This window comes from Urinicoccus massiliensis (assembly GCF_900120405.1).
GTDB lineage: Bacteria > Bacillota > Clostridia > Tissierellales > Peptoniphilaceae > Urinicoccus > Urinicoccus massiliensis.
Map to the genome: position 1 here is coordinate 506,726 of NZ_LT635493.1, position 19,479 is coordinate 526,204.

Annotated in this window: 24 protein-coding genes; 4 read left to right on the forward strand and 20 right to left on the reverse strand. The window is 44.2% G+C overall.

All coding sequences use genetic code 11. From position 1 onward, the window contains the following. The first annotated feature begins 43 nt into the window (after nt 1-43). The 4 genes from BQ7400_RS07055 (at nt 44) to BQ7400_RS10840 (ending at nt 1,461) form a co-directional block, all read left to right on the forward strand. Nucleotides 44-613, forward strand: a complete 570-nt coding sequence (locus BQ7400_RS07055; RefSeq protein WP_072469936.1) for a nitroreductase family protein — start codon at nt 44-46, stop codon at nt 611-613. A 22-nt stretch (nt 614-635) separates the two neighbouring features. Then, entirely contained in the window at nt 636-995 is a 360-nt protein-coding gene (locus BQ7400_RS10830; RefSeq protein WP_245759420.1) for a helix-turn-helix domain-containing protein, read from the forward strand. 21 nt (nt 996-1,016) lie between these two features. Beyond that, nucleotides 1,017-1,223: a type I restriction-modification system subunit M N-terminal domain-containing protein gene (locus BQ7400_RS10835; protein WP_072469937.1), complete on the forward strand. Its 207-nt coding sequence runs from the start codon at nt 1,017-1,019 to the stop codon at nt 1,221-1,223. 79 nt (nt 1,224-1,302) lie between these two features. Beyond that, complete coding sequence (locus BQ7400_RS10840; RefSeq protein WP_245759421.1) at nt 1,303-1,461, forward strand: N-6 DNA methylase; 159 nt, start codon at nt 1,303-1,305, stop codon at nt 1,459-1,461. Between the two features lie 134 nt (nt 1,462-1,595). Here the strand turns inward: BQ7400_RS10840 and BQ7400_RS07070 are convergent, their stop codons facing one another. The 20 genes from BQ7400_RS07070 to BQ7400_RS07165 all read right to left on the reverse strand — a co-directional run bounded on the left by BQ7400_RS07070 (nt 1,596) and on the right by BQ7400_RS07165 (nt 19,469). Further along, nucleotides 1,596-3,344, reverse strand: a complete 1,749-nt coding sequence (locus tag BQ7400_RS07070; protein ID WP_072469938.1) for an ABC transporter ATP-binding protein — start codon at nt 3,342-3,344, stop codon at nt 1,596-1,598. After that, a complete protein-coding gene (locus tag BQ7400_RS07075; protein ID WP_072469939.1) occupies nt 3,345-5,132 on the reverse strand; it encodes an ABC transporter ATP-binding protein in 1,788 nt (595 codons plus the stop codon). Between the two features lie 117 nt (nt 5,133-5,249). Further along, nucleotides 5,250-6,212: a helix-turn-helix domain-containing protein gene (locus BQ7400_RS07080; RefSeq protein ID WP_072469940.1), complete on the reverse strand. Its 963-nt coding sequence runs from the start codon at nt 6,210-6,212 to the stop codon at nt 5,250-5,252. Then, nucleotides 6,203-7,678 carry an ABC transporter ATP-binding protein gene (locus tag BQ7400_RS07085; RefSeq protein WP_072469941.1) on the reverse strand — a complete coding sequence of 492 codons (1,476 nt, stop codon included), beginning with the start codon at nt 7,676-7,678 and terminating at the stop codon, nt 6,203-6,205. Before BQ7400_RS07085 ends, BQ7400_RS07080 begins: the two co-directional genes overlap by 10 nt. Further along, nucleotides 7,675-8,403 (reverse strand): energy-coupling factor transporter transmembrane component T, encoded by a 729-nt coding sequence (locus BQ7400_RS07090; protein WP_072469942.1) that lies wholly within the window; start codon nt 8,401-8,403, stop codon nt 7,675-7,677. The genes BQ7400_RS07085 and BQ7400_RS07090 overlap by 4 nt, the downstream gene beginning before the upstream one ends. Nucleotides 8,404-8,409: 6 nt before the next feature. Further along, a complete protein-coding gene (locus BQ7400_RS07095; RefSeq protein ID WP_081944185.1) occupies nt 8,410-9,000 on the reverse strand; it encodes an MptD family putative ECF transporter S component in 591 nt (196 codons plus the stop codon). A gap of 110 nt (nt 9,001-9,110) precedes the next feature. Then, nucleotides 9,111-9,491, reverse strand: a complete 381-nt coding sequence (locus tag BQ7400_RS07100; RefSeq protein WP_144019927.1) for a hypothetical protein — start codon at nt 9,489-9,491, stop codon at nt 9,111-9,113. 159 nt (nt 9,492-9,650) lie between these two features. Next, entirely contained in the window at nt 9,651-9,923 is a 273-nt protein-coding gene (locus tag BQ7400_RS10845) for a hypothetical protein (protein ID WP_245759422.1), read from the reverse strand. Nucleotides 9,924-10,101: 178 nt separating this feature from the next. Continuing rightward, nucleotides 10,102-10,644 (reverse strand): chromate transporter, encoded by a 543-nt coding sequence (locus tag BQ7400_RS07110; RefSeq protein ID WP_072469944.1) that lies wholly within the window; start codon nt 10,642-10,644, stop codon nt 10,102-10,104. Nucleotides 10,645-10,672: 28 nt separating this feature from the next. Beyond that, nucleotides 10,673-11,206: a chromate transporter gene (locus BQ7400_RS07115; protein ID WP_072469945.1), complete on the reverse strand. Its 534-nt coding sequence runs from the start codon at nt 11,204-11,206 to the stop codon at nt 10,673-10,675. 65 nt (nt 11,207-11,271) lie between these two features. Further along, nucleotides 11,272-12,039 (reverse strand): ABC transporter ATP-binding protein, encoded by a 768-nt coding sequence (locus BQ7400_RS07120; RefSeq protein WP_072469946.1) that lies wholly within the window; start codon nt 12,037-12,039, stop codon nt 11,272-11,274. After that, complete coding sequence (locus tag BQ7400_RS07125) at nt 12,036-12,797, reverse strand: ATP-binding cassette domain-containing protein (RefSeq protein ID WP_072469947.1); 762 nt, start codon at nt 12,795-12,797, stop codon at nt 12,036-12,038. The genes BQ7400_RS07120 and BQ7400_RS07125 overlap by 4 nt, the downstream gene beginning before the upstream one ends. After that, entirely contained in the window at nt 12,794-13,570 is a 777-nt protein-coding gene (locus tag BQ7400_RS07130) for an ABC transporter permease (RefSeq protein WP_072469948.1), read from the reverse strand. Before BQ7400_RS07130 ends, BQ7400_RS07125 begins: the two co-directional genes overlap by 4 nt. Then, nucleotides 13,567-14,481 (reverse strand): ABC transporter permease, encoded by a 915-nt coding sequence (locus BQ7400_RS07135; protein ID WP_072469949.1) that lies wholly within the window; start codon nt 14,479-14,481, stop codon nt 13,567-13,569. The genes BQ7400_RS07130 and BQ7400_RS07135 overlap by 4 nt, the downstream gene beginning before the upstream one ends. Nucleotides 14,482-14,530: 49 nt before the next feature. Then, nucleotides 14,531-16,084 carry an ABC transporter substrate-binding protein gene (locus BQ7400_RS07140; protein WP_072469950.1) on the reverse strand — a complete coding sequence of 518 codons (1,554 nt, stop codon included), beginning with the start codon at nt 16,082-16,084 and terminating at the stop codon, nt 14,531-14,533. Nucleotides 16,085-16,458: 374 nt separating this feature from the next. Then, the gene (gene tsaD / locus BQ7400_RS07145) at nt 16,459-17,475 is read right to left on the reverse strand and encodes a tRNA (adenosine(37)-N6)-threonylcarbamoyltransferase complex transferase subunit TsaD (protein WP_072469951.1); all 1,017 of its coding nucleotides are present in this window, start codon (nt 17,473-17,475) and stop codon (nt 16,459-16,461) included. Beyond that, nucleotides 17,463-17,909: a ribosomal protein S18-alanine N-acetyltransferase gene (rimI, locus tag BQ7400_RS10850; protein WP_072469952.1), complete on the reverse strand. Its 447-nt coding sequence runs from the start codon at nt 17,907-17,909 to the stop codon at nt 17,463-17,465. Before rimI ends, tsaD begins: the two co-directional genes overlap by 13 nt. Beyond that, nucleotides 17,899-18,540 (reverse strand): tRNA (adenosine(37)-N6)-threonylcarbamoyltransferase complex dimerization subunit type 1 TsaB, encoded by a 642-nt coding sequence (gene tsaB / locus BQ7400_RS07155; RefSeq protein ID WP_180371966.1) that lies wholly within the window; start codon nt 18,538-18,540, stop codon nt 17,899-17,901. Before tsaB ends, rimI begins: the two co-directional genes overlap by 11 nt. Nucleotides 18,541-18,550: 10 nt before the next feature. Then, nucleotides 18,551-19,054, reverse strand: a complete 504-nt coding sequence (gene tsaE, locus BQ7400_RS07160; protein ID WP_083553296.1) for a tRNA (adenosine(37)-N6)-threonylcarbamoyltransferase complex ATPase subunit type 1 TsaE — start codon at nt 19,052-19,054, stop codon at nt 18,551-18,553. 91 nt (nt 19,055-19,145) lie between these two features. Next, nucleotides 19,146-19,469 carry a YqfO family protein gene (locus BQ7400_RS07165; protein WP_034440812.1) on the reverse strand — a complete coding sequence of 108 codons (324 nt, stop codon included), beginning with the start codon at nt 19,467-19,469 and terminating at the stop codon, nt 19,146-19,148. Nucleotides 19,470-19,479: the final 10 nt, after the last annotated feature.

The following is a 19,479-nucleotide window of genomic DNA, read 5'->3' on the forward strand; positions in this document are numbered from 1 at the left end:
CAAGACTAAAAATTCATTAGCTTATAAAAAGAAAGGAGATCCTATGATTCCCGAATCCCTACAAACCCGTCGCAGTTTTTACCAGCTCAACAAAGACCTTCCCCTGTCCCAAGACCAGGTCATCTACCTCCTGGAAGACCTTTTAGAACTGGTCCCCGATGCCTTTAATATGAAAAGCTCCAAGGTCCTTTTAGCCTTTGGCCAAAGCCATGACCAAGTTTGGGACCAAGTCTATGCCTCTTTTAACGGCAAGGTCGCCAGAGATAAAATCGACAGCTTCAAGGCCGGAGCCGGCACCATCCTCTACTTCATCGACCAAGACATTGTAGACCAGATGAAAAAAGACTACCCCGTCTATGCCCACAACATGGACGACTGGGCCCAACAAGCCAGTGGCATGCTGCAAATCAATGTTTGGACCGCCCTGGCCGAACTCGGCGTAGGTGCCAATATCCAACACTACAACCCCCTCATTGACCGGGACATTAAAAAACTCTTCCAGGTCCCCGACTCCTACAAGCTGGTGGCCCAAATGCCCTTTGGCGGCATTGTAGAACAACCCCCGGCCAAGGAAAAAGACTACCCCTTTAACCGGATCCAAATTTTCTATTAAGATGCAATAAAAAGGTCCATCCTTGAAGGCAAGTCCTAGAAGAGATTTATATCCTGAAAATAGCGGCATAGGCGGAACCATCCCCTGTGCCCTTTTTGCATTCCTTGGACTCGCTACTTCCCCAGGGAAGTTAAAGAATCAAAATAAAAAGGAGATGCAAATGAATTTTCCTGAAGAAATAAAAAGAATTAGACAACGCTCATTCCTTACACAGCAGGACTTTGCAAAGAAAATCGGCGTGGCATTTTCCACTGTGAACCGTTGGGAAGCTGGACGTTCCAAACCCAACTTAAAAGCAATGAAAAGCATTTATGGCTTTTGCTTAGAGCGTAAACTTCCTTATGAAACTATAGAAGAAGCTTGGCTGGACTATAAACTATAGAAATAAAGGAGCAAGATTCCCATGACGGACAATGAACTGAAAGAATTAAAAGATACCCTCTGGCACTCTGCCGATATTCTTCGTGCAAGTGCCCATTTAGCTGCCAATAAATACGGTCAGCCCATTTTGGGACTTATCTTCCTGCGCTATTCAGATATTTTATACAAACAACATAAGAAAGCCATAGAGGAAGAATACCATCGAGAAATACGGCTTCTATCTTCCTGAGTGTGCTTATTACGACTTCCTCAACGATGCCCCCGATGATGCCAACAAGGCGACCCTTGTAAAAGAAGCCATGGAAGCCATGGAAGATGAAAACCCTAAAATGGACGGCGGAACATTCTACACCCCTTCCAGTGTTGTTAAATATATGGTGGAAGTATTAAACCCACAAGCAGGTGAAAAAAAGTTCCTGGAGAACAAAACAACATATTTGATACATTTTAACGGCACAGCCGCTTAGGGTACGGAACTCATACTCAGGGGTACGAAAACTAATGCGCTAACCCTAAAACAAAAGGGACTGACTGCAAACATGAGCTTGCAGTCAGTCCCTTTTTCATAATAATTGGAGTTGCTAAATTAAAATAAATTTGTTCAACTGAATTGCCAGTTACTTGTCTTATTGAGTATTTTCTGGAAATCTTTATATATTCCTTCTTCTTCTATTAACTGTTCATGCGTTCCCTGCTGTACCAGCTTTCCTTGGTCTATAACTAAAATATTGTCAGCGAACTGTATTGTGTTTAGCCTGTGGGCAATAACGATCAATGTTTTTCCTTTGACCAAGGCGGATATGGCTTGTTGAATTAAATGCTCATTTTCAGGATCAACACTGGCAGTTGCTTCATCTAATATAACGATAGGTGCATCTTTTAGTATGGCACGAGCAATGGATAAGCGTTGTTTTTCTCCTCCTGAAAGTGTCGATCCGCCTTCGCCAAGCATCGTGTTATAGCCGTTTGGTAAATTCTCAATAAATTCATGACAAGCCGCCTTTTTGGCAGCTTCTTTAATCTCCTCGATGCTGGCTTCCGGTCTGCCGAAACGAATGTTGTTTAATATCGTGTCATGAAACAGATATACATGCTGAAAAACGATCGAAATATATTGCAGCAGAGTATCACAAGTCATTTCCCTGATATCATGTCCATCGATAGAAATAGACCCATGATTGACATCATAGAATCTGGCAAGCAAATTACAGAGCGTTGTTTTACCGGAACCGGAGGGTCCCACGATGGCTAAAGTTGAATTTTCGGGAAGAGAAAAGCTCACATTCTCGATAGCATTTTTGTGATCATAAGCGAAAGATACGTTCTGATAAGAAATGTCAAAATTGTTTAAAACAATGTCTTTTGAATCTTCGTCGATATAGTTTGCCGTCTTAATTGTTTGAAGTTTGTCCAGTGCTGCTCGCATCATTTCCAAGGTGTGAGCAGCATCGGTTACTGTTTCCAAACGAGCAAACATAACAAATGAAAAGATCACTACCATGAGCATGATAGGCAGAGAAATTTCACCGTGAATGGTTTGAAGGCATACCATAAAAGCGATTGCTACGGAGGTCAATTTTAGGCTTAACTGATAAAGACCGTTCGTCCACATGTAAGCATTTTCTATTTTGATGTTGATGTCACGTTGATCGGAAAAAGATTTTTGTAGTTCCGCAACGGCGCTTCCTGTTCTCCCATACGATTTAATAACCGTTATTCCACGGATAAATTGGAGTGTCGCGTTAATCATGCTATCATTGGCTTTCTGGCGCACCGCTGTGTTTGCCCGGCTATCTTTCACCAGTCGGCGCTGGAAAAATGCAGAGCATAATACACCTACTAAAGCAACAGTTGCCACTTTCCACGAGAAAAAAAGGATGCATAGAATCATGGCAAGAGTCTGCAAATAAGCTCCGATAACCGTATCCGTCATCTTCATGGCATACAATTCCAAAGCAGATAAGTCGGTTGTAACTGCTCCCGCAATTTCACCGGTCTTGTGACGGTCAAAAAATCCAAGGGAAACTCGCTTTAATATATCGCCTATCTCGATGCGCTCCTCGGCTGTTTTTTCATAAGCAATGCTTTCTTGAAAAACAGCCCGCAGATAGGAGAAGAAAAAACGACCTAAAACACAGAAAACCATAAACAAAAGCGCCCATAAAGCTTCCTTTGTGTGCAAACTCCTGAGCCCTGCCGTATCCTGCAGCATAAGGTTCAGAACATAAGCCGCTCCCATCAAGGGAAAAGCAATAAAGAAATTCTCTAATAACGACCAGACGATGCCCCAGTAAAATCTTTTTTTATAAGAACCTGTCCAATCAACGATACGTTTGATCATGGTAAACATTTATTTATCCACTCCTTTCTCTTGATTGGATGCCGCCCATACTTTGGCACCAACATGTGCTTCCCACATGGAGCGGTAAAGGGAACAAGCCTTCAGAAGTTCATTCTGCGTTCCTTCCGCCACTTTTGTGCCTTCCTGCAAAACAACGATTTTGTCGGCATTTTTTATTGTAGAAAGCCTATGGGCAATCACTAACAGCGTCTTGCCACGCGTTAGTTCATTAATTGATTTTTGGAGTTGAAGTTCATTTTCCGGATCAGTAAATGCGGTTGCTTCATCCAAAACAACGATAGGGGCATCTTTTAGTATTGCCCTGGCAATTGCTATACGCTGTTTTTCACCGCCCGATAGTTTATCCCCCGCTTCTCCAGCCGGCGTGTCCCAACCTTGTTCTAAACGTGAAATAAACTCTTCGCATTGTGCCATATGAGCAGCCTGAAACACCTCTTCTTTTGTTGCGGCCGGATTGCCTACGCGGATATTTTCAAAAAGGGACATATTGAAAAGAAAATTATCCTGAGAAACATAGCTGATGAGTCCTGAGAGCTGTCCAAGTGGCAAAGAGCGTATATCCTTTCCTCCGATACAAATACATCCCTGATTCACATCCCAAAAACGCAAAAGCAATCGAGATAAGGTAGATTTTCCTCCGCCGGAAGGACCTACCAAAGCTACGAAAGATTCCTCGGGTATTTCTAAAGAAAAATCTTTAACGACAGGTGCTTGAGCCTCTTCATAAGAAAATGTGACATCCTTATATGAAATGTCATAACCGGACAGTTCTTTCGACTCTTTTTCTTCCGGAAGCTCTTGCAAGTCTAAGATTTTCTGAACATCCAGCAGAGCGTATTCAATGGATTTATAGCTGTTGACAGCTGTCGTAAAGTATGAAACGGGGCCTACCAGACTTAAGGAAAGGATGATGGTAAGCGTTAGTTCAGCAGGTGTTAGATTTCCTGTAGCATAAAGCAAGATACCTGCCGGAAGAATGCCTAATAGTGTGCTCGGCAGTATCGCCGCTGCAAAATTCATCAGAGGCCAAGTGGAGCGAAACCAATCTAAAGTAAAATCTTTAAAGGACGTGATCGCATTCGTATATTTTTTATAGGATTTACTGGATTGATTAAAAGCCTTGACAACCTCAATGCCTTCCACATATTCCACAATCACACTGTCCACTTTTTTAGAAGCTTTCATATAGCTGTCATATTTGCTGTTAAATGTCTTCATGACGATCGCATAGGCAAGCACGCCAAAAGGAATGCAGGCAACAGATGCCAATGCGACTTTCCAATTCCATACCAGCATGAAAATAAATACGATAACAGGAAAAATCAGATTCGATAAGCCTTCCGGTATCAAGTGTGCCAAAGGTAATTCAATCGTTTCTACACGGTCAACAATAATGCTCTTGAGTTCACCGGCGGTTTTTCCTGTTACAGTTCCAAGCGGCAATCGCATTAATTTATCGGTCAGTCGGCTTCGTATATTTTTAAGAATATGGTAGGCGGCATGATGAGACCGATTCGTTGAGATTGTGTGAAACATGACTTTAAGGCCATATCCTGCGACGCACAAAAGGAACCAAGGGACAAGTGAATGCACAGAAATTTGACTGCTATCTTGTACTTTTGAAAAAAATACAAGAAGGACTTGATAGATCCCAAAATAAGGCAAAAAACCACAGAAAACGCTTAGCACGGCAAATAGAATAGATAGTATAAACTGTGATTTCGCACTGTCTGCAAAAGACAGAACAATCGGCAATATTCTTTTTTTGCTTTTCAAAATAAAAACACCTCATTTCTAAACTGTTTTGGTCGAAGAGAATTCAACGTATTCTCTAAAACAGTTTATGAAATAAGGTGTGGTCCGTTCCACCCTCTAATGGGAAAACAGCCCCGTTCAGACAAGAGTTTTTCTATAGTCTCGTGGCGTTAATCCACGAAGGGACTTGAAGGCAGCTGAAAACTTGGATGGATTTTGGTAGCCTAAATCATTCGCAATTTCAAGTATACTCTTCGATGAATCTTGTAAGAGCAAAGCCGCTGCATTAACGCGATACTCTTTCATATAGGCATAAATCGATTTTCCATAAATAATTTTGAACGCTTTTTTCATAGCTGTGAGTGGCATATCAATGAAACTCGAACATTCGGTTAACGTATAAAATCGGTCAAGATGTGAAGTCAATCTTTTTTCCAAAGATTTGATCTTAGTTACTTGGGCGAAATTTAAAAAGTCGTTTTGTTGTTTTGCCAAAGAAATATCCATACCATTCAAGTAAAGAAGAAGTTCTAATACCTTAATTTTCAGATAAGGAACTCTATCTTTTTCAGGAATTTGATAAATTTCGGCTAAGATATGGTTCGTTTGTGGATTGGAACGCATAATAAAGGTTTCATAGCCTTTTGATGTTCTACAGAATTTGTTTTTCAAATTTTCCACATCAACCGGAAATCCGTTTAATAATGTCCGTATCGTTTCAGAACCCTGCGGAAAGAGAATGCTGATTGTGATTCCGTGATAGTGTTTAAGTGGAAAGTAAAACTCTCCGTAATGCTGGGTGCGTACTTCCATCTGCAAATCACCAGCACTGATATAAGTGTACTTTTTCGGATGAATGCTATTTTCTATTCTTCCTTCTTTACAGTAATCAATGGTGAACATCGATTGATGTGGCTTGAAAGCTGAGTAACAAGTTTTGAGATGAAAGTCATTAAAAAGTACAAAGACGCCTTCGAAAAGGGCGTAGCAAGTCATCGTCCCGGAGCCGGTTTCATCATGCAAAAAAAAGATAGAGCTGCCATCTTCTTGTTTCTGCATTTTGATATTATTTCCCATATTGCCTAAGGCGTTCATTGCCATGAACCCTCCTCTCTAAAAAAATTCTGCAATTTCTGTACTGTCGTCTGGTTCAAATCATATTGCTCCTTAATCTGCCCATCTTTCATTTCAACAATATGCTGACAGGCAAGAGCGATAAACTCCGGATCATGAGTAATAATTAAGCATGTTTTTCCTAAAAGAATTATTCTCTTTATAATTTGTGCAAAACGCTGCATGTTTTCCAAATCAAGACCACTGGTCGGCTCATCAAAGATTAAAACATCTCGATTGCTCATCAGAGCGGAGGCTACTGCAACACGCTGTTTTTGCCCTCCTGAAAGAGACATGGGATGTTCATCTTTAAAGCCATCCAGATGGAGTTCTTGGAGTATTGCCTCGGCTTCAGAATGATTTTCTTCTTCCTGAGAAATCAAAAGCTCTTCCATAACCGTTTCTGTAAACAACTGATGATTCACTTCCTGTTGCACAAGATAGGTCAGATCACGTCTTTTTTTAGGTGGAAAAGTCTTGTTTTTATAGATTAGTTTGCTTTTATCTTTTTTCACCAGTCCGCAAATAAGTTTGGCAAAAGTGGACTTGCCGGCACCGTTTGAACCTATGAGAGCTGTTGCCCTTCCCAGAGGAAGTTGAAACTTCGGAATATTCAATACGCTTTGCGTATTATGGTAGGAAAAATTCACATCGTAAAGCTCTAAAAAATCTTTCGTCGGCGATAATGGATTGGAAGCTCCAAATGAAAGCTGTTTTATGTCCGGAATACGTATCCCATGCGTTTCATAAAATGAACTCGGTAACTCGAAAAAGTTAACGCCTTGATAGTCTCCGATTATCTCGCCGGCATCAAGCAATATCACACGATCCACTAAATTTTTTAAATAATGGATGCGATGCTCGGCAATAACGATTGTTTTTCCCTCATCTTTCCAAAATTGTATCATCCCTTGCAAATTTGCGATAGCGGAAAAATCAAGATTAGCACTTGGCTCATCCATAAGAACAAGATTAGGAGAAAGCACAGCCACAGAGGCACAAGCAATTTTTTGTTTTTCTCCGGAAGAAAGATGAAACAAACTCTTTCCCATCAATCTCTCAATATGCAAAGAGGATACGATTTTGTTAAAGCGCAATCGAATATCTTCTTTTGACATACCTAAATTTTCACAGGCAAAAACCAGTTCACTATCCGTATCTACATTAAAAAACTGGCTGCGGGGATTTTGAAACACGCAGCCAACAATCGGTGCGAGTTCATACAGAGCAAGCGTTTGTGGACTTTTACCAAAAATAGATACACTTCCCAAACTTTTCCCTTCATAGTAATGAGGAATAAGTCCATTTAAAACTCGTATTATGGTCGTCTTACCACATCCGGACATTCCCGTTAAAAGAACGCATTGCCCGTCAGGGATTCTCAGATTGATATTTTTAAGTGTACTTTGGTCAGAGGATGTATAGGAAAAAGAAAAATTTCTTATTTCTATCATGACGAACCTCCGATCTTATAAAAGATAAGTACACACAAGCTAACCAGGCAAAGCATCAGAAAGAGTATATCCTGCAAATGGAATCCAATTTTACAGACATTGGTGCGCCTAATCGGCGCGCCTAAGCCACGTGTTAAAGCAGATGCGGAAAGTTCGTCACCAATTTTTACGCAGGACACCATCAGCGGAACCAGACGATATTCCACAGTTTTCCACGGTTTTGAACCACCTAAAGAGATGCCTCTCATTTTCATTGCATCGGCTATGGCGTGATACTCTTCCAAGATGGTAGGAAAAAAGCGAAAAACAACGGAAAGTGGAATCGTAATCTGGGCAGGAACATGCATGCGTTCCATTGCTGCCATAAACTCGCTGATTTTCGTTGAGCTGAGCAAATAGGTGCCCATGGCAAGCCCCGGCATCATGCGAACAAAAATACCGCAAAAAGCCACCAACAGAAAACCTAAAAATCCGGTAACGAGCGGCAAAAGATATATCTGCCCTACATAGGCCGCTATGAATAAAATGGCATATATGGCGGCATATTTCCACTTGCTTTCAGTAAGAAACAGTATAAAGGGAACAGATATAAGGAGTATTCGAATCGGAACCAGCCAATATCCATGTCCTCCTCCCACAACGACAGCAGCGATGGTAAAGACAAGAAGTATCTTTGTTCGAGGATCAAGAAATTCTTTTTTTGATCGTGTTTGAATAGGTTGCATGATGAATTAGACAATCCCGGCGCGTTCGAACTGCTTTTTTAGAAGGGAACGTCCAATCAAGGCACCAAGGATGCCCGCGATAAACATGCCTACAAGTAATGGGATCAAACTCCAGTCCGGAATAAGTTTCATCAGTGCATCCGCATAGGCCTTTCCGTAACCGCCTTGTGCTAAATTTTGATAATAAGCATCACGGCTAATAACAATAGGAATATAGTTTCCGATCAGCCATATTGAAAAAATACCTTTGCTGAGAATTACTTTTTTTGCACTGGAATAATCCGAGGATTTTAATAACAAATCCGCTAAAAGGCCCGCGATAAGTCCGGTGAAGGGTGCATATACGCCCATTCCCATGACCCCGATTAGTAGTCCAAGCAAAAATCCCATAATGGTTATAAGCCCAAACTTTTTCGTTTTGCTCACAAACAACACATACGGAATACCGTCAATAAGCGGCACGATGATGCCTAAAAGCGGAATAAATATTGGCATGTAACCCAGCATTGCCACTGCCATGCAAAGAGCAAACATAATGGCAGTAAAAACACCTGTAGTGATCAAATCTTTTGCTTTAATTCCAGATGATTTTTTCATACAATTAACCTCCATTGAGTTAAAATAAGCTAACTTAGCACATTTGATTAAACCTCTTTAAGGGCATTTCATTCAACCCCAGTTAAAATAAAAAGCTCCATTCGGACATTTTATAGTGCCTTGATTTCTGAGTCATTTCTGAAGGTTATGCGGATATCTTCTTTGCTGAATGTCGTGATATGATTTACGAGGGCACATAAGCTCTGTGCGTCGAATGTTTGCAGAAGCCTGTCTTGTTTTTGTAGCTGATTCAGGCAGAACTTGATATCGGCTTTGGTTGCCTGCATCTTTTTGAATTTTACTTCGACCTTCGCTAAGGCCGCCTGTTTTTCATCGTAGAAGCATTCCAGATCTTCGTACTTTGCTTGGTACTCGCTCTGGTCTTGCGGGATGGCAGCATTTTGGCGGATAAGGTCTTCGATCATCTTGACACAGACATCCATCTCACTTTCCAGCTTTGCTTTTTCGCCTTGAGTTGCGTAGCGTAACATTCTTCTCTCAAGGCGATCTCTTTTTTTATTATTTCGTTTTCTGCCTTTATATATTCATTTTCCGCTCTAAGTCTTATGAGTTCTTCTCTTTCAGATTCATTCAGTTCTTTTGGTTTATGGATATTTGTCTTTTTCATGCTTGTATTTCTTTCTCTTTATTCACAAGACCATTATATCCATAATTTTTATACTTGTTAACCCATGTCCCTCGTTGATTCCATTTTCGATTGCAGTCGACTTTATTGAGTTCCCGGCGAGTACTTTAGATAGCATTTCTAGTTTCTCATCGGGGGTCCAATTGATATTGTTTCCATGTTTTAAAATTTCTGGGCCATGGAGTTCTTCTAACTTAAACCATTTCCGAACTAATTTATGAAAGTTTTCTTCTTTAATCCCTTCAGGTGTATCAGGCCACTTACCCTCTCTGTACAACTACACACATTCTTTTTTGAAGTCATAACTATATTTCATAAAAATACCCTCCTTACTGGATGTCCAGTAAAGAGGGTACATATCACGATATTACAATCAACTATGCCGAATTTTTCAAAGGATAAAAAATCCCTTATTGAGTTGCCCTTTCGGATGGACCTTTTGATTTATCCTCAACTTAAAAAAGAGGAAGCAAATAGAGATAGTATATGGCCCCCAAAACTCCTGCTCCCACCAGGACCAGGATGGGGTGGATCTTTAATTTCACCACGGCAAAAAGGGCCAGGAGGAAAAAGACCAGGTGGTGGATGTCTACAATGGAAATTTTCCCAATGGAGAAGCAGGCGGCGGCAATAATTCCAATGACGACTGGCCGGATTCCAGCCAGGGCCAGGTTCAGCTCCTGGTTGTCCCTAAATTTTTGGAAGTAATGGGAAACTAAAAGGGCCAGGATAAAGGGGATCAAGACCACACAAAGGGTTAAAAGAATCCCCATGCCCGGGCCATAGACCTTAAAGCCCACATAGGTAGATGAATTGACGGCAATGGGCCCCGGGGTCATTTCTGCCACAGCCACAATATTGACGAATTCCTTGGCCTCAATCCACTGGTTTACTTCCACCACTTCTTTTTGGATCAGGGCCAAAACGGCATAACCTCCCCCAAAGGAAAAGGCTCCAATTTTAATAAAGGTCACCATCAGGTGAAAAAATGAACGCATGTCTCCTCCCAATTCAATCTTCCAGGTCTTATAGCTTTTCTCTTAAAAAAATTCCAAACAGGGCCCCAGCTAGGATGATAAAGATGGGGTGGACATGAAAAAAGCTAATGCCTGCAAAGGCTAAAACCATTAAAAGCCAGTTGCACTTTTCTCTTAGCTTGACGGACTTGCCCAATTTAAAAACCGAATAGAGGATCAGGGCCACTACGGCGGGTCGGATGCCTTCAAAGACGGCCTGGGCTATGACTGAATCGGAAAAGTGCTCAAAGGCACTGGCTATTACAAGGATAATCAGGATGGAGGGGCTGATGGCTCCCAGCATGGCGGCCAGGGCTCCCCTAAATCCCAGGATGTGGTAGCCCACAAAGGTGGCTGTATTGGTTGCCAGGGGCCCCGGAATGGAGTTGGTCAGGGCAATGGAATTTAAAAATTCTTCGTCGCTCATCCAGTGGTACTTGTTGACGACCTGGTCCTGGATAATGGGCAACATGGCATAGCCTCCCCCAATGGTAAAGGCTCCAATTTTAAAGAAGATAAAAAATAAGTGGGCTAATTTTTTCACCGGCAACCTCCTAAAACTTTCCTCCTTCTATTGTAAGCTTCTCTTGGGGAATCTGCAAACTTATTCTAGGGGAGTCTGGGGATGCTGGCCAGGAGTTTTTTGGTATAGGCATTTTTTGGAGCCTGGAAGATTTCTTGGGTCTGTCCTCTTTCTAAAATCTCCCCATCTTTCATAACCAGGATGTGGTCGGCAATCCTACGGACTGAGGCCAGGTCATGGGAAATAAAGAGGATGCTGATTTTTTCCCGGTCCCGGATTTCTTTTAGGAGCTGGATGATTTCCAGGGCGATGGGGGTGTCCAGGGCGGTGATAATTTCATCGGCAATGAGGATTTTGGGTTTAAGGCTCAAGGCCCGGACGATATTCAATCTTTGGAGTTGGCCACCAGATAGGGCCCTGGGATACCTGTCTAGGTGGTCCAGGCTAAGGCCACATTGGTTCAGGAGTCCGGCCAGGTAGTCCTTGATGTCTTCTTCCTGGACAATCTTGTGGAGTCTTAGGGGTTCGTAAAGGCTTTGGCCTACAGTTTTTCTGGGATGGAGGGTCATAAAGGGGTCTTGGAAGACCATTTGGATGTCCAGACGGTCTTGACGGTCCAGGGGTCTTTTCAGACTCCGGCCCTTGTAGATAACTTCTCCCTGGTCTGGGTCAATTAAAAATCCCAAGATATTGGCCAGGGTGGACTTGCCTGACCCGGATTCTCCCACCAGGGCCAGGATTTCTCCTTCTTCTAATTCCAGGTGGATGTCTTTTAAGACCTGGTGGTGGCTGGTCTTTAAAAAGGTCCGGTCCTTGTAGCTTTTTTCGATATTTTTTCCTTCTAGTATACTCATTCCAGACCTCCATATAATTCTCTAGCCCCATAGACGATTTCCTTACTTGCTGGGGCCTGGGGATGGTCTAAGATGGCCCGACTGTCTCCCTCTTCCACGACTTGGCCTTGGGATAGGACCAGGATTCGATTGGCAATATAGGACACCAGGGCAATGTTGTGGCTAATGACAATAAGGGTGGTGCCGTGGTTCTTGTGGACATCTCTTAGGTGGTCTAAAAACTTGAGCTGGTTAATGGGGTCCAGGCTGGTGGTGGGTTCATCAGCAATAAGGACCTTGGGCTCCATGGCCAGGCAAAGGGCAATGGCCACTCTTTGCCGCATCCCTCCGGACAGGGAGGAGGGATAGCGGTTTAAAAATTCCTCGTCTCCCGGCAGGCCCAATTCTAAAAAAAGTTCCTGGACGCTGGCCTTGTCCTGGCTTAGGCCATACATCTTCCGGCACTTGATCATTTGCTTGCCCAGTTTTTCATAGGGGTTGAGACCGTTCATGGAGTCTTGTGGCAGGATGCAAAATCTCGTGTCTGACTCAAAGGGTTTAAAGTTGCCAATGTCCACTTCTTTTTTTCCATCATAGACCTGGCCGCTGACTTGGCTGCCTTCGGGCAAAAGTCCCATGAGGGACTTGATGGTCATGGACTTTCCGCTGCCGGAAGGGCCTACGATGCCTAAAATTTCATGGTCTTCTATGGTGAAGTTGACCCCTCTTAGGATGGGGGCCTTTTGGATTTCTAGGGATAGGTTTTTCACTTCAATCATTGGTCTTCTAACCTCCTTGTGTCAAATACAAGATGGAAAATCAGGGCAAAGAAGAAGATGCCTAGACTGGGCCACAAAATCAATTGGGGGGACTCGATCATGTAGACCCGGTATTGGTAGAGCATGGTTCCCCAATCCGGTTTTGTAATGTCGCTGCCTAGGCCGATAAAGGCCAGGGAGGCATAGGCCAGGATGTTGGAGCTGGCCATGCTGCCAAAAAAAGGCAGGGCCATGGGCAGGACATCTGGCAGGATGTGTTTCAGCAAAATAAGCCAGTTGGGATAGCCTAAAATCGGCAAAATTTTAATGTACTCTCTTTGGAGGATGGACTCGGTCATTTCCTCACTGTGGTTGGCAAAGTGGCCCATTTGACAAAGGCCCAGGGACAGGCCTGCACTGACAGGACTGAGGCCGAAAAGGGCCGTCACCAAAAGGGCGACAATAAAGGTTGGGCAGATTAGGAGAAAGTCTGTAATAAAGTGGAGGACCAGGGCAATATTTCCCTTGTAGTAGCCGGCTAAAAGTCCGGCCAAGAGACCCACACTTAAACTGATACCCCCGGCAATGAAAATTACCAAGCAGGTTCTGACAAAGCCCATAAGGAGAAGGTCCAGCATGTCCCGGCCCAGGGGGTCTGTCCCCAGTGGGTGCTGGCTGGACATGGGGGCCATCCGGTGGGCTAAATCCACCGGAACCAGGTCCAGGGAGTGCTGGCTTACATAGTAGAAGAAAACTGCCAAAACCAGGGCCATAAAGATTATTTTCTTTTTCATCTTAAGCCCCCCTTCAAGAGATAGATAATCCCGTTAAAAATCAAGTGGACCAGGGCCATCCATAGGAAGATAAAGAGGAGGTAGGATTGGATGATGTTGTAGTCCTTGGCGGCAGTGGACTGGATTAAAAAGAGGGAAACCCCCGGCAGGGCAAAGAGAAATTCCACCACGGAGGTCCCGCCAATGACCCAGGAAAACCGGCTGACAATGGAGGACAAAAGAGCAATACAGGCGGGCCTTGCCCCGTCTCTTAGGAGGAGTCCCTCTGTCCGAAAGCCCCGGCAGCGGGAAAAGTAAATATAGGGGGTCTTTTTGATTTCCAAAAAATGACTCCGCATCAAGCGACAAAGGTCCCCGGTGGTTTGCAGGGCCACAAAGAGCATGGCCAGAAAAATCGACAGGTAATAATTGCTGTAAACCTTGACGATTTGGTATTTGACACTTAATAGGTAGATGACAAATACAGCCAGCATAAAGGTGGGAACTGATTGGACAAAAACCGTTAAAAAACGGGTGAACTTGTCCCAAAATCCCCGGGGCCGGCAGGCTGCCAGGTAGCCTAGGAAAAAGGCCAGGACCCCGCCTAGGCAAACCCCGCCCAGGCCAATGGATAGGGACAGGGGCATCCGTTTAAATAATTCTGCCCTGACTTCCCTTCCGGTCACATAGCTGCGGCCCCAGTCTCCTTGGACAAAGTGGCTAATCCAATAGCGGTATTGTTCCAAAAGGGGCTTGTCCAAACCAAAGCTCTTTTTCAAAAAAGCCACATTGGCCTCAGTCCTGGGCAGTTGGTAGCAATCCAAAAGCCTGTCTACGGGATTTCCCGGAATCATCCGCACCAGGATGAAAAAGACCAGGCTTAGGATAAAAAAACCCACCAACCATTTCAAAATTTCTTTTAGGGTATTCATAGGTCTCCTCTCTAGCTTATAAAAAAGGCTCCCCTTAGGGAGCACCTTTTTATAAGCCTAATTTTGCATTCACAATATAGTAGTCTCCACCATATGGTTCATAGTCTTTAAGCTTATCGCTAACTGCAATATGCCATTCCGGATCCACTAGGAATAAAACCGGAGCATCTTCATAGATGATGTGTTGAATTTCTTGAGCAATTTCATTTCTCTTGGCTTGGTCTTTTTCGCTACCAAATTGATCCAACAACTTGTCTACTTTTGGATTGGAGTAGCCCATGGTGTTGTTGGGTTCGTTGGTCCGGAAGAATTGGTTCAAGAAGAATGAGGGTTCTCCTGTAGGAGCCGTATGTTGGGCATAGACCATAAGGTCAAATTGGCCGCTCTTCTTGAATTGGTCAATATCATCCACAACTTGGCTTTCTGCCTTGATACCCAGATCTTTTAATTGAGAGGTCATAACTTGGACGATTAAGCCTAGGTCAGGACGGGAAGTATAGGTTACAAGTCGGATGTTTAAAGGCTTACCATCTTTTTCATAGATGTTGTCCTTGTTTTTCTTGTAGCCTGCTTCTTCCAAGATCTTCATAGCCTTTTCTTTGTCGTAGGTTAATTTTTCCTTGCCGGCAAAGTCATAGTAGGAAGCGAATAAACCGGTTTCGATTTTTCCACCCTTTAAAACGTCTAAATAGTCTTGACGGTTCAAGCCGTAGTTTAAGGCTTCACGAACCTTGGGATCTTTTAGAGCCCCGTCTTTAAGGTTACACATACCAAAGTATTGGTAGCCTGCAGGGATGCTCTTAACCATCTTTCCATCCTTTTTCAAGAGTTCAGCCACATCCGGTGTTACGGTAAAGGCCATGTCGATGTCGCCACTTTCAAAGGCAAGCTTCAAGGCAGTTACGTCCTTAAAGGCTCTTAGTTCCACATCTTGTCTCTTGTCTGCATCGGGATAGTAGGGGTTGGGTGTTAATTCAATCTTATTTTCCGGTTCCATGGAAGCAACCATGTAGGGGCCGGTAAAGATGAACTTGTCTCCGTCTTGTTTGAAGACAACATTGGTCCATTCTGCCAGGACAGAGTCCATGGTCATGGTTGGACGTTCACTCTTAATTTCTAATTCGTAATCTCCCTTGGGAGTAAAGGTAATTTTTCCAACAGTTGCATTGGAAAGTTCGTTCTTTTCTTGGATGGCATTCATGGCATCGCTTAGGGCCTTGGCATCAACTGCACTACCATCAGAAAATTTCACGTCTTCATTAAGGATGGCATCCCAGCTAGTATCGCTTGTTTGCTTTAATTCCTTAATAAAACGGCTGTAAAGGTGACCATTTTCATCTAACATGTAGAATCCTTCAGACACACCATGGCTGGTTAATCCCCAGGGCACAGAAGAATCTGTTGGATCTAGGGCACCAATAACCCAGGTTTGGCCAATGCGTATGGTTCCGTTTTTACCGGACTTTTCGCCATCTTGGCTTGCGTTTTGCCCTGCATTGGGAGCTTGGCTTGCGGTGTCGCTTTTACCGCAGGCAGCTAAGCTGGATACTACAAGGATTAGGGCTAAAAGTAAAGATAATTTTTTTCTTTTGAGTATGTTCATAATCTCCTCCTTTTTCACCACCTAGTATAGCATGTTTGAGAATACAAATCTATTCCATTTTTATCTAAAATTTTTATTTTTTATAAATTTTTTTATAATTTTCTCTGTAAAATATAAAAAGAGTCAGAATGCCTGTTCAGAATTTCTTTTTTCCCTCCAAGGACCCAATGAAAAAGGCATGGATTAGCTATAAACAATTGTTCTGTCTATTTTCCGCCACTTTAAAAATTTTTTCCCTTATTTTTCATAAAAAATGTGGATAAGTTGGTATTTTTCTTAAAATATCCACACTTATCCACTTTGTCCACAGTTTTATGCACATTTCTAAGCCTGTATTTTTGAGTTTTCCCCAATTTTACCCACATTATCCACAATCATTGAACGGATGTTTCTGTGGATAGGATCCCCAGACTGGGGTCGGCATAGAGGGATTGGCCCCTATGGTTTTGGTAGGTATAGTAGGCGGCACTGGCAATCATGGCTCCATTGTCGGTGCAAAGAATTTTTGGAGGGTAGTAGAGATTGTAGTCTGTTCCCTGGAAGGCTTCTTGCAAGCGGCTTCGCAGGGCGGAATTAGCTGCAACTCCTCCGGATAAGACCAGGGTCTTCATCTTCTTATCTTTTAAAAGTCGGAGGGACTTTTCCACCAAGACATCCAAAACGGCATCTTGGAAGGAGGCACAAATGTCCTCAACGATGATTTCTTCTCCCCTTTGCTTGGCCTGGTTGAGATAGTTCATGACAGCTGTCTTTAGGCCGGAAAAGGAAAAGTCATAGGAGTCTTTTTCCAGCATGACCCGGGGAAAAATATCCCGGCTATTACCCTTTTGCGCCAGCTGGTCCACAATGGGTCCCCCGGGATAGCCAATGCCCAAGGCTCGGGCCACCTTGTCAAAGGCCTCACCAGCTGCATCGTCTCTTGTTTGTCCTAAAACTTCAAAGTCCAAATAGTCCTTGACCTCTAAAAGATAGGTATGGCCGCCGGAAATCACCAGGCTGATAAAGGGCGGTTCCAAATCAGGATGGGCCAGGTAGTTGGCACAGACATGGCCGTGCATGTGGTTGACGCCCACAATTTCCTTGCCACTGGCCAGGGCAAAGGCCTTGGCTGCTGACAGGCCCACCAGGAGGGCCCCAATGAGGCCTGGTCCCCGGGTAACCCCTACTAGGTCAATATCTTGAAAGGAAAGTCCCGCTTCTTCAAAGGCCTGGTCAATCACCAGGTTAATGGCCTCTACGTGCTTGCGGGAGGCAATTTCCGGCACCACGCCCCCATAGAGTTTGTGGGTGTCAATTTGGGTGGAAATCACATTGCTTAAAATTTTGCGACCGTCTTCCACAATGGCCACAGATGTTTCATCACATGATGATTCAATTCCTAAGACTCGCATAGGTCCTCCTTCCATAAAATATAGGCATCTTCATGGTTGTCTCCATAGTAATTTTTTCTCCGGCCCTTGATTTCAAAACCATAGAGGTCATAAAGACCCAGGGCTGGTTTGTTGGAGGGTCTCACCTCCAAGGTCATGGCCCTGACTCCCCGGTCCTTGGCAGCCTGGATCATGGCCTCCATCAGGGTCTTGCCATAGCCTTGGCCCCTGTAATCCTTGGCCACAGCTAAATTTAAAATATGACCCTCGTCTGCCAGGACCATAAAGGCCCCATAGGCCAGCAAGTCCCCATCTTCTTCCAAAACCACATAGTGGGACAGGGGATTTTTCAAGTCCAGGGCCAGAGACTCCTTGGACCAAGGGCTGGCAAAACTTTCCACTTCCAGGGCATAAATTCCCTCCAGGTCCCTGGGACCTCCCTGCCTAATGTCCATTTTCTCTTTCCCTTTCTGCCTGGGAGGGGCGGATGTAGTTGGGAAGAATTTGTCGGTAGTCCAAGTCTTGTCCTTGACTGGCCATCTGTCTTCCCACTAGGCAAATAGAAGACCCTCTCAGAGATTGGTCCCTTTGGCTGGCTAGGTTAAAGCCTTCTTGAAAAAGACGGTTCCGGTAGACTTCCAAGCCCTCTCCACATAAAATAGTTTCCTTGGGCAGGTCCTTGATCCAGTCTTTCAGGTCCACCAGGCAGTCTTCCTTTAAACAGGAAACCCGGTTATTTTCAACCTGGTAAAGACCCGTATAGACCCGGCCCCGTCTGGCATCCACAATTGGAGCCACCAGGCCTTGAAATTGGCTGGCCAAGGCTGCCAGAGAAGACACCCCCAGGGCATCTTTTTTTAAGACCTGGGCCAGGGTCCGGATGGTGGTTACCCCAATCCGGATTCCTGTAAAGGACCCAGGACCCCAACCTGCTACCAAGAGGTCCAGGTCTTCCAGTTTTAAATTTTGCACCCTTAAGAGGGTTTCCAACAAGTCCATCAAACGTTCCGAATGACTGATCCGGCCATAGACTTGCACTTCCCCCAAGATTTTATCGTCTTGGCTAATGGCGATGGAAGTCGTCATTGTCGATGTATCAATCCCCAATATTTTCATTTCTTAGCCTTTCTATAATCCTGTCCTCCCCTTCTTGACTCAGGGTAAACCTTCTTTGGCCCGGCCCCTCCTCTTGGATTTGAATTTTAAGAGGATGAGCCGGCAGGACTGGGTAAAAGTCCTTGGGCCACTCCACTACACAGACCCCGGACCCGTAAAAATAATCGTCAAAACCTAAAAAATCCAGCTCGTCCGGATCTTCCAAACGGAAGAGGTCAAAGTGGTAGAGGGGCAGGCGACCTTGGTAGGTCCGAACCAGGGTAAAGGTGGGACTGGTTACCAGGTCTTGGACCCCCAGAGCCTGGGCCAGGGCCTTGGTAAAAGTTGTTTTTCCGGCCCCCATGCCCCCTTCTAGGCAAATCATATCCCCGGGCCTTAAAAGCCCTGCTAGACTTTGGGCCAGGGCCTTGGTATCTTCTAAACTCTTGGCCAAATAGTCCCAAGAGAAAAGACGGGGAGCCCCGTCTTCAAAATTGTGCGTCATGAATTTTTGACTCCTTTTCTCCTTAAGAGGGTTCCAGCCCCGGGGCCATCTCCCGAGACCTAAATCTTCAGCTGTCCACTCGGCCTAGGCTTCAGTCCAGGTCCGGATCCAAAAGGGCAATACAATTTACAGCCGGACTTTCATAGGGGTGGATTCTCCGGATGATATGCAGGACATCCTCCAGGTTTTCCCTTTGGACTACAAACTCCATCTTAATTTCATCCGCTTCCGTTACCAGGCCAACTTCCCCCTCATAGGGTTGGGCCCCTTCCAAAGGACGCCAGTGGCCCTTAACCAGAGTGGTGGAAAAGGCATAGTCATAGTAGCCCTCTTGTAGGTAGTCATGACTATTTAAGTCATTGGCCAAACCCGTTACATAATCTTTTGGAATATAGACTTCAACTTTTACTTGCATCCTTTCACCT

Bases quoted from the DNA above. Each gene is read 5' to 3' on its own strand.
- BQ7400_RS07055 (WP_072469936.1), top strand. From the start codon at position 44: ATGATTCCCGAATCCCTACAAACCCGTCGCAGTTTTTACCAGCTCAAC.
- BQ7400_RS10835 (WP_072469937.1), top strand. From the start codon at position 1,017: ATGACGGACAATGAACTGAAAGAATTAAAAGATACCCTCTGGCACTCT.
- BQ7400_RS10840 (WP_245759421.1), top strand. From the start codon at position 1,303: ATGGAAGATGAAAACCCTAAAATGGACGGCGGAACATTCTACACCCCT.
- BQ7400_RS07070 (WP_072469938.1), bottom strand. From the start codon at position 3,344: ATGTTTACCATGATCAAACGTATCGTTGATTGGACAGGTTCTTATAAA.
- BQ7400_RS07080 (WP_072469940.1), bottom strand. From the start codon at position 6,212: ATGGCAATGAACGCCTTAGGCAATATGGGAAATAATATCAAAATGCAG.
- BQ7400_RS07085 (WP_072469941.1), bottom strand. From the start codon at position 7,678: ATGATAGAAATAAGAAATTTTTCTTTTTCCTATACATCCTCTGACCAA.
- BQ7400_RS07090 (WP_072469942.1), bottom strand. From the start codon at position 8,403: ATGCAACCTATTCAAACACGATCAAAAAAAGAATTTCTTGATCCTCGA.
- BQ7400_RS07095 (WP_081944185.1), bottom strand. From the start codon at position 9,000: ATGAAAAAATCATCTGGAATTAAAGCAAAAGATTTGATCACTACAGGT.
- BQ7400_RS07100 (WP_144019927.1), bottom strand. From the start codon at position 9,491: ATGTTACGCTACGCAACTCAAGGCGAAAAAGCAAAGCTGGAAAGTGAG.
- BQ7400_RS07110 (WP_072469944.1), bottom strand. From the start codon at position 10,644: ATGCGTTCATTTTTTCACCTGATGGTGACCTTTATTAAAATTGGAGCC.
- BQ7400_RS07120 (WP_072469946.1), bottom strand. From the start codon at position 12,039: ATGAGTATACTAGAAGGAAAAAATATCGAAAAAAGCTACAAGGACCGG.
- BQ7400_RS07125 (WP_072469947.1), bottom strand. From the start codon at position 12,797: ATGATTGAAGTGAAAAACCTATCCCTAGAAATCCAAAAGGCCCCCATC.
- BQ7400_RS07130 (WP_072469948.1), bottom strand. From the start codon at position 13,570: ATGAAAAAGAAAATAATCTTTATGGCCCTGGTTTTGGCAGTTTTCTTC.
- BQ7400_RS07135 (WP_072469949.1), bottom strand. From the start codon at position 14,481: ATGAATACCCTAAAAGAAATTTTGAAATGGTTGGTGGGTTTTTTTATC.
- BQ7400_RS07140 (WP_072469950.1), bottom strand. From the start codon at position 16,084: ATGAACATACTCAAAAGAAAAAAATTATCTTTACTTTTAGCCCTAATC.
- tsaD (WP_072469951.1), bottom strand. From the start codon at position 17,475: ATGCGAGTCTTAGGAATTGAATCATCATGTGATGAAACATCTGTGGCC.
- rimI (WP_072469952.1), bottom strand. From the start codon at position 17,909: ATGGACATTAGGCAGGGAGGTCCCAGGGACCTGGAGGGAATTTATGCC.
- tsaB (WP_180371966.1), bottom strand. From the start codon at position 18,540: ATGACGACTTCCATCGCCATTAGCCAAGACGATAAAATCTTGGGGGAA.
- tsaE (WP_083553296.1), bottom strand. From the start codon at position 19,054: ATGACGCACAATTTTGAAGACGGGGCTCCCCGTCTTTTCTCTTGGGAC.
- BQ7400_RS07165 (WP_034440812.1), bottom strand. From the start codon at position 19,469: ATGCAAGTAAAAGTTGAAGTCTATATTCCAAAAGATTATGTAACGGGT.